Origin of the sequence: Neisseria sp. 27098_8_158 (assembly GCF_041433145.1) — a bacterium.
GTDB classification, from domain to species: Bacteria; Pseudomonadota; Gammaproteobacteria; order Burkholderiales; family Neisseriaceae; genus Neisseria; species Neisseria subflava_E.
On record NZ_JAPWAZ010000005.1, the window covers coordinates 1 to 14890 of the forward strand.

Annotated in this window: 14 protein-coding genes and 1 tRNA gene; 12 read left to right on the forward strand and 3 right to left on the reverse strand. The window is 48.3% G+C overall.

All coding sequences use genetic code 11. The annotated features are described in order from the left end of the window. The first annotated feature begins 141 nt into the window (after window positions 1-141). From hpnD to apaG, 6 genes are all read left to right on the forward strand, one after another. Window positions 142-990 carry a presqualene diphosphate synthase HpnD gene (hpnD, locus tag O3681_RS10735; RefSeq protein WP_107722942.1) on the forward strand — a complete coding sequence of 283 codons (849 nt, stop codon included), beginning with the start codon at window positions 142-144 and terminating at the stop codon, window positions 988-990. Next, window positions 987-2294 carry a hydroxysqualene dehydroxylase HpnE gene (gene hpnE / locus O3681_RS10740; protein WP_371459928.1) on the forward strand — a complete coding sequence of 436 codons (1308 nt, stop codon included), beginning with the start codon at window positions 987-989 and terminating at the stop codon, window positions 2292-2294. Before hpnD ends, hpnE begins: the two co-directional genes overlap by 4 nt. Window positions 2295-2389: 95 nt before the next feature. Continuing rightward, window positions 2390-3109 carry an SDR family oxidoreductase gene (locus tag O3681_RS10745; protein ID WP_003682583.1) on the forward strand — a complete coding sequence of 240 codons (720 nt, stop codon included), beginning with the start codon at window positions 2390-2392 and terminating at the stop codon, window positions 3107-3109. A 187-nt stretch (window positions 3110-3296) separates the two neighbouring features. Beyond that, window positions 3297-4253, forward strand: a complete 957-nt coding sequence (gene thiL / locus O3681_RS10750; protein ID WP_371459929.1) for a thiamine-phosphate kinase — start codon at window positions 3297-3299, stop codon at window positions 4251-4253. After that, window positions 4246-4734, forward strand: a complete 489-nt coding sequence (locus O3681_RS10755; protein WP_371459930.1) for a phosphatidylglycerophosphatase A — start codon at window positions 4246-4248, stop codon at window positions 4732-4734. Before thiL ends, O3681_RS10755 begins: the two co-directional genes overlap by 8 nt. A gap of 96 nt (window positions 4735-4830) precedes the next feature. After that, window positions 4831-5199 (forward strand): Co2+/Mg2+ efflux protein ApaG, encoded by a 369-nt coding sequence (apaG, locus tag O3681_RS10760; protein WP_003682575.1) that lies wholly within the window; start codon window positions 4831-4833, stop codon window positions 5197-5199. Between the two features lie 67 nt (window positions 5200-5266). Here the strand turns inward: apaG and O3681_RS10765 are convergent, their stop codons facing one another. Beyond that, on the reverse strand, window positions 5267-5563 hold the full coding sequence (locus tag O3681_RS10765) for a DUF2288 domain-containing protein (protein WP_004520632.1): 297 nt from the start codon (window positions 5561-5563) through the stop codon (window positions 5267-5269). Between the two features lie 270 nt (window positions 5564-5833). Between O3681_RS10765 and O3681_RS10770 the strand changes: the two genes are divergently transcribed. The 4 genes from O3681_RS10770 (at window position 5834) to O3681_RS10785 (ending at window position 10101) form a co-directional block, all read left to right on the forward strand. Continuing rightward, window positions 5834-6559, forward strand: coding sequence for a metal ABC transporter ATP-binding protein (locus O3681_RS10770; protein ID WP_199903840.1), 726 nt, complete (start codon window positions 5834-5836; stop codon window positions 6557-6559). A gap of 76 nt (window positions 6560-6635) precedes the next feature. Continuing rightward, window positions 6636-7511, forward strand: coding sequence for a metal ABC transporter permease (locus tag O3681_RS10775; RefSeq protein ID WP_107722948.1), 876 nt, complete (start codon window positions 6636-6638; stop codon window positions 7509-7511). Window positions 7512-7590: 79 nt separating this feature from the next. Further along, window positions 7591-8496, forward strand: a complete 906-nt coding sequence (locus tag O3681_RS10780) for a metal ABC transporter solute-binding protein, Zn/Mn family (RefSeq protein WP_049331107.1) — start codon at window positions 7591-7593, stop codon at window positions 8494-8496. A gap of 267 nt (window positions 8497-8763) precedes the next feature. Then, entirely contained in the window at window positions 8764-10101 is a 1338-nt protein-coding gene (locus O3681_RS10785) for a sodium-dependent transporter (RefSeq protein ID WP_371459931.1), read from the forward strand. A 127-nt stretch (window positions 10102-10228) separates the two neighbouring features. Here the strand turns inward: O3681_RS10785 and O3681_RS10790 are convergent, their stop codons facing one another. After that, entirely contained in the window at window positions 10229-12205 is a 1977-nt protein-coding gene (locus O3681_RS10790) for a TonB-dependent copper receptor (protein ID WP_371459932.1), read from the reverse strand. Between the two features lie 339 nt (window positions 12206-12544). Here O3681_RS10790 and O3681_RS10795 point away from each other — a divergent pair, with 339 nt between their 5' ends. Then, complete coding sequence (locus O3681_RS10795; protein WP_371459933.1) at window positions 12545-13318, forward strand: FadR/GntR family transcriptional regulator; 774 nt, start codon at window positions 12545-12547, stop codon at window positions 13316-13318. 110 nt (window positions 13319-13428) lie between these two features. Beyond that, complete coding sequence (locus O3681_RS10800) at window positions 13429-14622, forward strand: aromatic amino acid transaminase (protein ID WP_371459934.1); 1194 nt, start codon at window positions 13429-13431, stop codon at window positions 14620-14622. Window positions 14623-14713: 91 nt separating this feature from the next. Here O3681_RS10800 and O3681_RS10805 read toward each other — a convergent pair. Next, a tRNA-Arg gene (locus O3681_RS10805) sits at window positions 14714-14789 on the reverse strand. Between the last annotated feature and the right edge of the window lie 101 nt (window positions 14790-14890).

Consider the following 14890-nt stretch of genomic DNA (forward strand, 5'->3'; position numbering starts at 1 on the left):
AAGATATTAGGCCGTCTGAAAGATACTTAAGATTAGCTTTCAGACGGCCTTGTTATAAGATGAATTTTTGATATTGGCGTACTTTTTTAAATACAGATAAAATCCCTGCTAATTATTTATAACAATATTTTAGGATACACAGTGCTTGCTTTGGATTATTGTCATCAAAAGGTTGCCGAAAGCCATTCCAGTTTTTTATCCGGCTTTCGTTTTTTATCGGTAGAAAAACGGAATGCGATCACTGTTTTATACGCTTTTTGTCGCGAACTAGACGATGTAGTTGATGGCTGTACCGATCCAAATGTAGCTCAGATAACGTTGAACTGGTGGCGCAGTGATTTGGAGAAAGTGTTTAATAATGAGATGCCTGAGCATCCCGTTCATCAAGCTTTAAAAGATATTCGGGCAAATTTTGATTTGCCGAAGAATGAATTTGAAGCTTTGATTGATGGCATGCAGATGGATTTGGAGCAGGCTCGTTATGGTAGTTTTGATGAATTAAAGCTGTATTGCCACTGTGTTGCAGGGGTAGTGGGGTGCCTTATTGCGCGGATTTTAGGTTTTTCCAATCCAAAAACTTTGGAATATGCGGACAAAATGGGCTTGGCTTTGCAGTTGACGAACATTATTCGTGATGTGGGCGAAGATGTGCGACAGGGAAGAATTTATCTGCCGATAGAGGAAATGCAGAAGTTTGATGTTCCTGCCAACGTAATTATGCAGTGCAAACCGACAGAAAATTTTGCAAAATTGATGCAGTTTCAAGTGAATAGGGCGCGTGAAACTTATCGTGAAGCGATGTTGCTTTTGCCGGCTGAGGATAAGAAATCGCAGAAAGTCGGCCTGATTATGGCGGCTATTTATTATGCGTTGTTGAATGAAATTGACCGTGATGGTGCGCAAAATGTGTTGACTTATAAAATTGCGATTCCTTCTCCCCGTAAAAAACGTATTGCTTTGAAAACTTGGCTGTTTGGATTTAAACCATGAATACTAAGCGTCCAAAAATTGCCGTGATTGGTGCCGGTTGGGCAGGTTTGTCTGCGGCGGTTTCTCTGATTCATCGAGCTAATATTTCTTTGTTTGAGGCCGGGAGACAGGCTGGCGGTAGGGCGCGTGCCTTCGCCGGGAAAGATGATGGATTCAGCTTTTTGGATAATGGGCAGCATATCTTGTTGGGCGCGTATCATGGTGTTCAAACTTTAATGCAGCATATTGGTGTTCAACCTGAATCAGCCTTTTTACGCCAGCCTTTGCAATGGCATATCCATGAGGGATTGCAGTTTCAGACGGCCTCTCTGCCTGCGCCTTGGCATTTGCTTGTCGGCATCCTACGTGCGAAAAATCTTTCTTTTTCATTGAAAATCAAATTGCTGTCGGATATGTCGGCATTGCGACGTTGGGCAGCTCATCATAAAACCGATTTGACGGTTGCAAAGTGGTTGAGAACACGAAATGTTCCCCGCAGTCTGCTTGGCCAATTTTGGCAACCTTTGGTTTGGGGTGCTTTAAATACGCCGTTAGAACAGGCATCGTTGCGTATTTTATGTAATGTATTGAATGATGGCGTGTGGTCTGAAAAGGCGAACAGCGATTATCTTTTGCCTAAGCAGGATTTAGGGCGGATCGTAGCTGAACCGGCTTTAGCGTTCCTACTTACGCATGGTGCAAAGATACATCTTGAAACTCGTGTTTCACATTTAAACCATCATATCGATGGCCGAATTGAAATCAATGGTGAAGTATTTGATGCGGTGATTTTGGCTGTTGCGCCATATCATGTTGACGCGCTTTTGCCTGAAGATACGCCTGACTATATTCAGACGGCCTATCAATCGTTTCACTACCATGCGATTACTACGGTTTATTTGCGTTATGCCCAAGCAGTCAAACTGCCTGCACCTTTAACCGGATTTGCCGATGGTACGGCGCAATGGGTGCTGCATCGGGGGGCATTGGGTTTACTGGATAATGAAGTTGCGGTTGTTATCAGCGTTTCCGATTGCACTGAGGCTTGGAAGGATAAAGATTTGGCCGAGAAAGTTCATGCGGATATTAAGCGGGTTTGTCCGGATTTGGGTAAGCCTGAAGCCGTACGCATTATTACGGAAAAACGCGCGACTACGGCGACAACGGTTGATTTTGTACAACCTGATTTCTCATGGTTGCACCATCGCCGTATTTATCCGGCCGGCGACTATCTCCATCCTCGCTATCCGGCAACATTGGAAGCTGCAGTTCAGTCAGGCTTTGCCGCGGCTGAAAAGCTTATGCTGGATTTGCGGGTTGAATAAACTGAGGCCGTCTAAATGTTCAGACGGCCTTTTTGACTTTACAAAACTTACCAAGCCGATACAATATCTGAAACCATAAAGTTCAAGGAAAAGTCATGACGACATTAGCGAACAAAACCATCTTGATTACCGGCGCATCCCAAGGTTTGGGCGAGCAGGTTGCCAAAGCCTATGCGGCTGCCGGAGCGACTGTCATTTTGGTGGCGCGTCATCAAAAGCGTTTGGAAAAAGTATATGATGCCATTGTGGCTGCGGGCAGCCCTGAGCCGTTTGCCATCTGCTTTGATTTGATGAGTGCAGAGGAGAAAGAGTTTAAGCAATTCGCGGAAACTATTGATGAAGCAACCGGCGGAAAATTGGATGGCGTGGTGCATTGTGCCAGCTATTTCTATGCCTTGTCGCCATTGGATTTCCAAACTGTATCGGAATGGGTCAACCAATACCGTATCAACACCGTTGCGCCTATGGGCTTGACCCGTGCGCTGTTCCCATTGTTGAAGCAATCCGAAGACGCTTCTGTGATTTTTGTCGGCGAAAGCCACGGCGAAAAACCGCAAGCCTATTGGGGCGGTTTCGGTGCCTCCAAAGCCGCGCTCAATTATTTGTGTAAAGTGGCCGCGGATGAGTGGGAACGTTTTGACAACCTGCGTGCCAATGTTTTGGTGCCGGGTGCCATCAATTCGCCACAACGTATCAAATCTCATCCGGGCGAATCGAAAAGCGAACGTAAAAACTACGAAGATGTCCTGCCGCAATTTATTTGGTGGGCAAGCCAAGAGAGCAGGGGGCGGACAGGCGAAATCGTCTATCTGTAAATCTACCTGCTCAGAGTGGTTTGAAAACATGAGGCCGTCTGAAATCTATATTTTCAGACGGCCTTTAACTTATTGAGTTTTATATCTAAATAATATGAAAGTTTGATGTTTGACGTGTTAGTAGGCAAGCATCAGGCTGGCACAAAATTAGATATAGTAATCTAAGTTATAGTTGTATTGGATAAATATGACGGAATTTGACTTTATCAGACAATATTTGCAGCGACAAAAATCGGAAGGTCTGATTTTGGGCATAGGGGACGATGCCGCTATTATTCGCCCAAGTAACGGATTTGATTTATGTTTTAGCGCTGATATGTTGGTCAAAGGCAGACATTTTTTTGAAGATGTTTTGCCTGAAGATTTGGCATGGAAAATGCTTGCAGTAAATTTATCCGATATGGCCGCTATGGGTGCCAAGCCACGTTGGGTGTTGCTCAGTGCTGCGTTGCCTGAATTGAATCAAGACTGGCTCAAACGCTTTTGCGATAGCTTTTTTGCTTTGGCCGCGCGTTTTGATACGGTGTTGATTGGTGGAGATACCACCAAAGGCGATTTGGTCTTTAATGTAACGATAGTAGGTGAAGTTCCGACAGGACGTGCCCTGCGGCGTGATGCGGCTGAAGTCGGCGACGATATTTGGGTATCGGGTCGGTTGGGTTTGGCTGCCGCTGCTTTGAACAGACATTTGGGGTATTATCAATTACCGTCTGAAATTATGGCGGTTTGCGATGATAAATTGCTCCGTCCGGAGCCACGTGTTTCATTGGGTCAGGCATTGTTGCCATTTGCCCATGCCGCGCAAGATGTTTCAGACGGCCTGGCTCAAGATGTGGGGCATATTTTAAAAGCCTCTGCTGTCGGTGCAGAAATATTTGCCGATTGTGTGCCGTCGTTGCCTGAATTGAAAAATGTATTGTCGCGCGAACAATGGTTGTCGGCAGTATTGGCCGGCGGCGATGATTACGAACTGATTTTTACTGCTGCTCCAGAAGATAGAGAACGCGTTTATCAGGCAGCGGAACAAAGTGGCGTACCGGTCGCCCGAATTGGTAAAATGACTGATTCAGGCCGTCTGAATATTTTGGATGCCGAAGGCGGCGTATTGGAACTGACTTCTTTAGGATTTGATCATTTTGGCTGAACGTAAACCTACTTTTTCTTGGCTGTTGCACAAACCATTGTGTTTTTTAGGATTCGGTTTCGGCAGCGGCTTGTCGCCGGTTGCGCCGGGTACGGCCGGAACGCTGGCAGCATTACCTCTGGCTTTTGTATTGTGCCTGTTGGGCATAGACGGCTGGATATTGCTTTTATTGTGTATCGCCTTGTTTTTCTGGGGTATCCGCATTTGCGGTTATACCGAGAGGGAATTGGGTATTCAGGATTACGGTGGTATCGTTTGGGATGAAATTGTCGCGATGCTGCTGGTGCTATCGCTGATTCCGTTTAAATGGAGCTGGTGGCTGGCGGCTTTTGTTATTTTCCGCTTGTTTGATGCGTTGAAACCATGGCCGATCAAATGGTTTGACCAGCGGATTCATGGAGGTTTGGGCATTATGCTTGATGATTTGATTGCGGCTGCGATGACCTTGATGGTCTTGGGCCTGTTTTATTGGATCGCGTGATGCGTTTTAAGTGTTTCGACCCTTTGCAAAAATAGGGCGGGCATGCCGGAATTATCCGGATTGAAATAAAATAAATACTATACGGGGTAAACAATTATGAATGAAATCGAGATTAACGTGGAGCCGCGTTATATGGCCGGTCAGAGCGACGTCTATCGCGACCGCTATGCCTTCAATTATCTGATTACCATCTGCAACCGCAGTGATGAAATCATTACTTTGCGTCAGCGTTTTTGGGAAATCACCGATGGACACGGTGAGACAGAGCAGGTCGGCCATGCCGGCCTGATTGAAGAGCAACCTGTTTTGTACCCGGGTGAAGCCTATGAGTACAACAGCGGTTCGCAAATCAGCACGCCTTGGGGCAGTATCGAAGGCGCGTATGAATTTGAAGACAGTATCGGCAAACGTTTCGTTATCGGGGTGCCGAAGCTTGAATTCAAAGCAGGCTTTACTTTGCAATAGACCGTCTGAAAAAAAACAAAACCGGAACATGGGAAATGTTCCGGTTTTGTTTTTTCAGACGGCCTTATCAGTCTTTGCAAGGCTGTACCAATACCCACGGTGCCACGACAACCGCCCACATTTCTTGCTTATCCGCTAAAAATGTGCGCGCCATATCATCGCTGATGGCACCGAATTTGCCTTGTTCCATCCATTGTTTCAATGGCGCGGCTTCATCTTCAGCAACATGGCGGGCGACGGCAATCAAATCCAAATCAGGTGCCACATAGACGGCGGCACCGCGTGCGAAGTGGGGTTGCAGCTCTTCCCATGAAATGCGGGCGGTTTCGGTATTGAGTTTTTCGTTTAAGAGTGGAATAGACATAGAACAATCATCAAATAAAAAATGGATTGTAACCGATATTCGGCCTTTTGCCCGATGCCGTCTGAAAACGAAAGAAATTTACAGGGTTAACGTTATACAGTATCATTTTAATGTTTTAATTTTCTTTCAGACGGCCTGTTGTCCGTATTCGGGCAAGGGCGGTTTTAGGCTTATGAATTCTGTATTGTTGACCGGATTGCTGCAAAGGCTGCTGATTGCGCTTGCCGCATTGGCGGCGTTGTGGGCTGTATATTTTTGGGCGGTGTCGCCATGAGTATCGTGGTGGAAAATCTGACGGTCAGCTATCAGCGCAGGCCGGTGGTGCACCATGTGGATATGGTGTTTGAAGATGGCAAGATGTGGACGATTTTCGGGCCGAACGGCGCGGGCAAATCGACCCTGCTCAAAGCCATTATGGGCTTGCAGAAGACGGACACGGGCAGCGTGCGCTATGAAAATATGGCGCGCAAGAACATTGCCTATTTGCCGCAGCAGTCGGATATTGACCGCAGCCAGCCGATGACGGTGTTTGAACTGGCGGCGATGGGGCTGTGGTATGAAATCGGATTTTTTGGACGCGTAAACGCGGAGCAGAAAAAGCGCGTGATGGCGGCGTTGGAACGCGTCGAAATGCAGGATTTTGCCACGCGCCAAATTGCGCATTTGTCCAATGGCCAGTTCCAACGCGTATTGTTTGCGCGGATGCTGGTGCAGGATGCCAAATTTTTGCTGCTGGACGAACCGTTTAACGCGGTAGATGCGCGGACGACTTATGCGCTGTTGGAAGTTTTGCGCCAGTGCCATCAGGACGGTCAGGCTGTGATTGCCGTGTTGCATGATTACGAGCAGGTGAGGGCATATTTTGCCAACACGCTGCTTTTGGCGCGTGAAAAAGTGACTGCCGGTGCGACTGAAAATGTGTTGACCGATGAGTTTTTGGCACAGGCAAACCGAATGATGCAGAAACAGGAAGCGGCCGATTGGTGCGCGGTTTAATGGACAAGGCCGTCTGAAAGTAAGTATTTTTCAGACGGCCTAAGGCTTTCAGAGATTAATAAAAAAGCGATAAAACATGGATTTATATGAGTTGGTCGTCGCGCCGTTCGCCGAATTTGACTTTATGCGCTATGCCCTGGCATCGATTTTCTGCCTGGCATTGAGCGCGGCGCCTGTCGGTGTGTTTTTGGTGATGCGTCGCATGAGTTTGGTGGGTGATGCCTTGAGCCATGCGGTTTTGCCCGGTGCGGCCATTGGTTATATGTTTGCCGGCTTGAGTTTGCCTGCAATGAGCGTCGGCGGTTTTGCAGCCGGTTTGCTGATGGCTTTGTTGGCCGGTTTGGTCAGCCGGTTTACTTCATTGAAAGAAGATGCAAACTTTGCCGCATTTTATTTGAGCAGCCTCGCCATCGGTGTGGTTTTGGTCAGCAAAAACGGCAGCAGCGTCGATTTGCTGCATTTGCTGTTTGGCTCGGTGTTGGCGGTGGATATTCCGGCTTTGCAGCTGATTGCCGTTTCTGCGAGTGTCACTATTTTGCTGATGGCGGTCATGTTCCGCCCGCTGGTGTTGGAAAGCATAGACCCTTTGTTCCTCAAGGCTGTCGGCGGCAAGGGCGGCTTTTGGCATGTGCTGTTTTTGGTGCTGGTCGTGATGAATCTGGTTGCGGGTTTTCAGGCATTGGGTACGCTGATGTCGGTCGGTTTGATGATGTTGCCGGCGATTACCGCCAGACTGTGGGCAAAAAGCATGGGTTGGCTGATGATTTTGTCGGTCGCATTAGCTTTGCTTTGCGGCTTGGCAGGACTGTTGTTTTCCTACCATATCGAAATCCCGTCCGGCCCGGCGATTATTTTATGCTGCGGCACGCTTTACCTGATTTCTGTCGTGTTCGGTTGGGAAGGCGGTATTTTGGCAAAATGGCTGCGCCGCAAGAAACACCGCACGGCATGATTTTTCAGACGGCCGCTTGAATAAACAGTCGGTCTGTTTTATGATGATGTTAATGTTACGTTATATCACTGGAGAGAATATGAAACATTGGAAACTCGGCATCGTTGCCGCATTATTGACCGGTGCAGCTTATGCCGCTCCGCTGCCTGTTGTCACCAGCTTCAGCATTTTGGGCGACGTGGCCAAACAGATTGGTGGCGACCGTGTGGCCGTTCAAAGCTTGGTGGGCCCTAACCAAGACAGTCATGCCTACCACATGACCAGTGGCGACATCAAAAAAATCCGTAGTGCCAAATTGGTATTGCTTAACGGTTTGGGCTTGGAAGCCGCCGATGTACAGCGTGCAGTCAAACAGAGTAAAGTTCCTTTCGCCGAAGCGACCAAAGGCATTCAGGCTTTGAAAGCAGAAGAGGGCGGCCATCATCATGACCACGATCATGAAGGCCATCATCACGATCACGGCGAGTTTGACCCGCACGTTTGGACCGACCCCGTCCTGATGGGTACTTATGCGCAAAACGTTGCCAATGCGCTGATTCAAGCCGACCCTGAGGGCAAAACCTACTATCAGCAACGTTTGGGCAACTATCAAATGCAGCTGAAAAAACTGCACAGCGATGCGCAGGCTGCCTTTAATGCCGTACCTGCCGCCAAGCGTAAAGTCTTGACCGGGCATGATGCGTTCTCTTACATGGGCAAACGCTACAATATTGAATTCATTGCCCCTCAAGGCGTGAGCAGCGAAGCCGAGCCATCTGCCAAACAAGTGGCTTCCATCATCCGCCAAATCAAACGCGAGGGCATTAAAGCCGTCTTTACTGAAAACATCAAAGACACGCGCATGATTGACCGTATTGCCAAAGAAACCGGCGTCAATGTCAGCGGCCGCCTGTATTCTGATGCATTGGGTGGCGCACCGGCCAACAGCTACATCGGCATGTACCGCTACAATGTCAAAGTTATGACCGATGCCATGAAAAAATAAAGCAGCTTAAGGATAAAGGCCGTCTGAAACCTTAAAAACAAGGTTTCAGACGGCCTTTTATATGCGTATTTTTAAAATAAACCGTCAAATTTAAAATATAAAAATAAAATTTGTGCTATTAAAAGTTTAATTATCAAAAATTCATGCTAATTTGCTTGGTAAGTACGCACCATCCGTGCGAATTGCTTATCGGCTGTCCGTCAGCCACTCACGGCTTGACTTCACCCTGTTACAATTCGGCATCTTCACGTTTCTTAATATTACATCATGAGCAACCATTCGTCTTGGTCATCTAAAATCGGCTTTGTGCTTGCTGCGGCAGGCTCGGCCATCGGTTTGGGTGCAATTTGGAAATTCCCTTATACAGCCGGTACCAACGGCGGCGCCGTATTCTTTCTTTTGTTTTTGATTTTTACTATTTTGGTGGCTTTGCCGGTTCAGCTGGCCGAGTTTTACATCGGCCGTACGGGCGGTAAAAACGCCATCGATTCCTTTAAAGTATTGCGCCCGGGTTCGCAGTGGCCGTGGGTCGGCCGCATGGGTGTGGCCGCGTGTTTTATCTTGCTGTCGTTTTACAGCGTGGTCGGCGGCTGGGTATTGAACTACGTCGTGCACAGCTTTACCGGTGAAATTCATGCCGGTGCAGACTTTGAAGCTTTGTTCGGCAAAACGATTTCTTCACCGTTTGGCTCGCTGTTTTACCAAGGTTTGTTCATGCTGATTACCATTTGGGTGGTCAAAGGCGGCGTTTCAGACGGCATTGAAAAGGCAAACCGCGTATTGATGCCGGGTTTGTTTATCCTCTTTATTGCGCTGGCTATCCGTTCGCTGACCTTGCCCGGCGCAATGGAGGGCGTGGCATTTTTGTTGAAACCGGATTGGTCGTATTTGAAACCGGGTACGATGCTGACTGCTTTGGGTCAGGCGTTTTTTGCCTTGAGTATCGGCGTGTCCGCGATGATTACCTATGCTTCGTATTTGGGTAAGGATCAGGATATGTTCCGCTCCGGCCATATGATTATGTGGATGAACCTGTTTGTGTCGCTGCTGGCCGGTTTGGTGATTTTCCCTGCGGTATTTGCCTTCGGTTTTGAACCGGGTCAAGGCCCTGGTTTGATTTTTGTTGTGTTGCCTGCGGTCTTCATGAAAATGCCGATGGGTACATATTTGTTTGCTGTGTTCATGCTGTTGGTTGTCTTTGCGACGCTGACTTCCGCGTTTTCCATGCTGGAAACCGTTAACGCGGCAACCATCCGCCAAGACGAGAAAAAGCGCAGCAGCCATGCTTGGGTAACCGGTATTGCGATTTTCATAGTCGGTATTCCTTCGGCGCTGTCATTTGGCGTTTGGGGCGAATTTAAGATTTTCGGCAAAACTATTTTTGACTTGTGGGACTTCATTATTTCTGCCGTCATCATGCCGATTGGCGCATTGAGCGTTGCCGTGTTTACGTCATGGGTTCAGGACAAACAGTCCGTCCTGCGCGATGCAGGCATGGGCAGTACCATTCCGAAACAGTTGCTTTACCTGTGGTTGGGTGCGCTTCGCTATCTTGCGCCGATTGCGATTATTGTGGTGTTCATCAACTCTTTGGGTTTGATTTAATCCGATAGAGAGCAAACAGTCCGGCGTTGCATTGTTTCGCCGGACTGTTTGTTTAAAAACATCCTTAAAAATATTAAGGCCGTCTGAAAAATTTTCAGACGGCCTTTTTATATACGCGCGAGGCTGGTTAGAACTTCGCTTGCAGTCTCAGCCATGCAGTACGGCCGGGTTCATTCACGCGCATGGTTTGTGTACCGGCAGAAGGGTCGCCGCCGCGGCTGACGAATTCAGCATAGGTTTTGTTGAACACGTTGTCCACGCCGCCTTGCAATGTGGCGTATTTGCTGAATTTCCAACCGGCGTTGAGCGAGAGTACGCCAAAGCCTGAAGAGGCGCCGATGTCTTGGCCGACGATATTGCCTTGGCCTTTGCTGTAACGGTTTTGTTTGGCTACGACGCGCCATAATGCGCCCGCGCTGAATTTGCCGTTGTCAAAGGCGAGGGTGTTGTTCCACTCGAGCGGTGGCGTTTGTGCCAAAGGTTTGCCGTCGGTACGGTTTTTGCCGTGGGTGTAGGCGAGGCTGGTGCCGACTTCCCAGTTAGGCGTAAATGTCCATTTGACTTCGGCTTCGCCGCCAAAGCGTGAAGCGTTGATGTTACGCACGTTGAAATTCATGCCTTGGCGTTCCATCATGATGAAGTCTTTGATGTTGCTGCCGAATACGGATACAGATGCGTGGAGGTTAGGACGTTTCCAGATTACACCAGCATCGATTTGGCGGTTTTGCTCTGCGCGGATGGCTTTGTTTTCAGAGCGCAGGCGTTCCCAGTAGTCAGGTGCACGTTCGGCAATACCGAAGCCGGCATAGTATTTCAGGCCGTTGTCCGTATTTCTTTCCCAACGCAGGAAGCCTGAGTTCAAATTGAATTTTTGATGTTTCAAAACGGGGTCGGTAACGCGCGCGGTATCGTAATGCGCTTTGACTTGGTCATGGCGCAAACCTGCTACCCAGCGTTGATTGTCGGTTTGCTGCCAAGAGGCTTCGGTGAAAACACCCCATTGTTTGAAACTTTGGTTGGGCATATAAGGCTTGTGGCTGTAGCCGTCGCCGCCACGCTCATGACGCGCGACGTGGACATCGTCCAAATAATCCAAACCGGTTTGCAGGTTGAGCTTGTCCCAGTCGAAAGTGGCTTTCAGACGGCCTGTATCAGTATTGCGTTTAGGGTTGTTGGCATTTTTAATCTGCTTGCCGGCAGGATTGTAGATGGTACGCAGGCTGTATGTGTCCATCACGTGGTCGATTTCGCTTTTACCGTAGCGCAGTTCCAACTCGCTGAACCATGGAGTAAGGTTGCGTTGGGTAAAGCGGATGTTCCATGCATCACGGTCGAATTTGCTGCCGTCCATCATGCGGTCGGCGTAGGCAACCTTGGCTCTGCTGCGTTCGTATGTGCCGGCAATGGTGGTGTTTTCTGTCGGGGTAACACCCAGTTGCAACATTTGGCTGTCGCGTTTGAAGTGAGAGTGAATGCGGTTGCCGTCGCCGTCTTTGTAATCGTCGGCTTCGTTATGGGAGATATTGGTGCGGACATAGCCGTATTTGCCGCCGAACTCGGCTTCCAGCGAACCGTCAAGGCGGTCGTTGCTGCCCGCCGTCAGGGTGGCGTTGATGTTGTAAGGTTTTTCAGTGAAATCAGGATCTTTACGGATAAATTGCACCGAGCCGCTGACTAAGCCCATACCTTGGGTAACGGTTTGCGGGCCTTTGGTGACCACGACTTTGTCAAATGAATTGGGATGAATATAGGCAGTCGGTGGGTCCATGCGCATACCGCAACCGCCATAAATAAACTGGTCATCGGCATTGACGGAGAGGCGCGAGCCGCCCAAACCACGAAATAACGGATCGCCCGAGCTGCCGCCTTTGCGGATGATGCTCATGTTGGGCACGGATTGTAAAAGGTCTGCCCCGTCTCCGGCAGGGAGGGGTTGCAAAGCAGCTTTGGGGTTGAAAGTAACGCGATTGGCTTTTTCTTGTTGTGTGCCGGTGACGGTGACAGGGGAAAGGGTAACCGTTTCTTCAGGTGTAGGATCGGTATCTGCCCATGCTTGGGATACGGCTAAGGCAATGGGTAAGATAAGTAATGGTGGGTATTTCATATCGTTTCTCTCTATTATTAGGAATTATGTTAACTAATACCTAAGTATTATACATAAAGTCTAGTAAAATAGAAGCAGTGGGATTTTAATCTAAATCAATATTTTCAGATTTTGGGCGCATAGGTTGTTTATTAAGATTGGTCATACCAAAATATTGATTTGAAGGCATTGGTGAGGTTACTTGATAAAAATGAATGTGTTTGAATTAAACTGCTTGCAATAGGGAGAATGGCATTTCTTGACGAAAAAATAGGGGATTGATTAGAATGGGCGGACAATTGGTCAATCCAATTTATGGCCGTTTGAATACAACTGTCCTTCAATCATCAGGAATACAACATGACGAAATTGGTTCGTCCTCAAAAAATCAGCGATCAGGTCTTAGCCGTTTTAGAAGAACGTATCGCTACCGGCATTTATGAAGAAGGCAGTAAATTGCCTCCCGAACGTACGCTTGCGGAAGAATTCGGCGTATCGCGTCCGTCGGTCAGGGTGGCGTTGAATATTTTAATTGCCAAGCAGGTTTTGGAAGCGCGGCAGGGTGATGGCTATTATGTTTCCGTCAAGCCGCAACAGGATTTTTTGCAAAGCTGGCAGGAATTGCTCGGCAAACATACCAATTGGGAAACAGACGTATTCGATTTCAGCTGTCACGTTGAAGGCTGTATGGCGGCGCTGGCCGCCGAAAGACGGACTGACGCCGATTTGAAACGCATTGACTTCTGGCGGCAGAAGTTTGAAACGGCCTGTGAAAGCGGAAATTTGGAGCATCAAGCCGAAGCAGACGTCAGCTTTCATCAAACCATTGCTGATGCCGCGCACAATATCCTATTCAGTCATCTTTCCAGCAGCCTGCTCAAAATGCTTTATCAGCAAACACGCAGCGGCATTATCTATATCCATCAAACCGAAGACCCGCGCCCGACGCTGATTGCCCAGCACCGCGCTATTTTTGAAGCCGTTGCCCAGGCCAAACCGTCGGAAGCTGCTGAGGCAGCCAAGCTGCACTTGAATTATGTCGCTCGCCGCATTTTGCAGGACAGGGAATATCAAAGCCGCAGCGAGCATGCGGATGTATTGGCACAAAATGATTTAAAACGGGTAGATTGGTAGCGTTTAAAAATAATTAGGCCGTCTAAATCATTCAGACGGCCTGATTTTGCAAATAAGGACTTTTAGTGCCACAATTTGCATCAATTCTGTCTGAAAATAAAGGAAGCACCATGTACCGTCATGTCGAGTATTATCCGGGCGATCCGATTTTGAGTTTGGTTGAAACCTTCAAACGCGACGAGCGTCTTGAAAAAGTCAACTTGAGCATAGGCATTTATTTTGATGACGAAGGCAAAATGCCGGTTTTGGAATCTGTCCGCCGGGCAGAAGCAGAGCGTGCGGCTGTACCGCGCCCATCTCCTTATCTACCGATGGAAGGTTTGGACACTTATCGAAGCGCAGTTCAGCGTTTGCTGTTCGGGCAGGATAATCCGGCGCTGGCAGAAGGGCGCGTTGCGACCGTACAGACTTTAGGCGGCTCGGGGGCGTTGAAAGTCGGTGCCGACTTTTTGCACCGTTGGTTCCCCGATGCAAAAGCCTATGTCAGCGATCCGACGTGGGACAACCATAAAGGCATTTTTGAAGGCGCCGGTTTTGAAGTGGGGACGTATCCTTATTACAACCCTGAAACCGTCGGCGTGAAATTTGAAGAGATGACTGCGTTTTTCAAAACATTACCGGAAAACAGTGTCTTGATTTTGCATCCATGTTGCCAAAACCCGACCGGCGTAGATATGTCGCAAGCGCAATGGGATGAAGTGTTGGACATCATCAAAACGCACAAGCTGATTCCGTTTATGGATATTGCCTATCAAGGTTTCGGCGAGGATTTGGACAGCGATGCCTATGCGATTCGTAAAGCCGTCGAAATGGGATTGCCTTTGTTTGTCAGCAACTCTTTCTCGAAAAACCTGTCGCTGTACGGCGAGCGTGTCGGCGGTTTGAGCGTAGTGTGTCCTAATAAGGAAGAAGCAGAGCTGGTGTTCGGACAGTTGAAATTTACCGTCCGCCGTATTTATTCCAGCCCTGCCGCGCATGGTGCATATATTGCGTCTGATGTGATGAACCGCGATGATTTGCGCGTTTTGTGGGAAAACGAGGTTTATGCCATGCGCGACCGCATCCGTGCCATGCGTCAGAAACTTTATGATGTTTTGACGGCCAAAATTCCCAATCGCGATTTCAGCTATTTCATCAAACAGCGCGGTATGTTCAGCTATACAGGCCTAACCGTAGAGCAGGTACACCGCCTGCGTGACGAGTTTGCCGTTTACCTGCTGGATTCAGGCAGGATGTGTGTGGCAGGATTGAATGCATCGAATATCGATTATGTAGCCGAGGCATTTGCCAAAGTGTTGCAATAGCCATGCAATCTGAAATTGAATGTAGTTTTATTTGAAGTAAATCAAAAGGCCGTCTGAAAAATTTTCATCTTTCAGACGGCCTCTTTATAATTGGCGCACCCAACAGGGATCGAACCTGTGACCTCCAGCTTCGGAAACTGACACTCTTCCAACTGAGCTATGGGTGCGGAAGCCGTAAGGTTAACGCATATTGGCTTTATTGGCAAAGTTTATCTTGAAAGTGTCTGAAAGTGGCATTGGCGGTCACTTTTTTGTATGGCTGGAATAA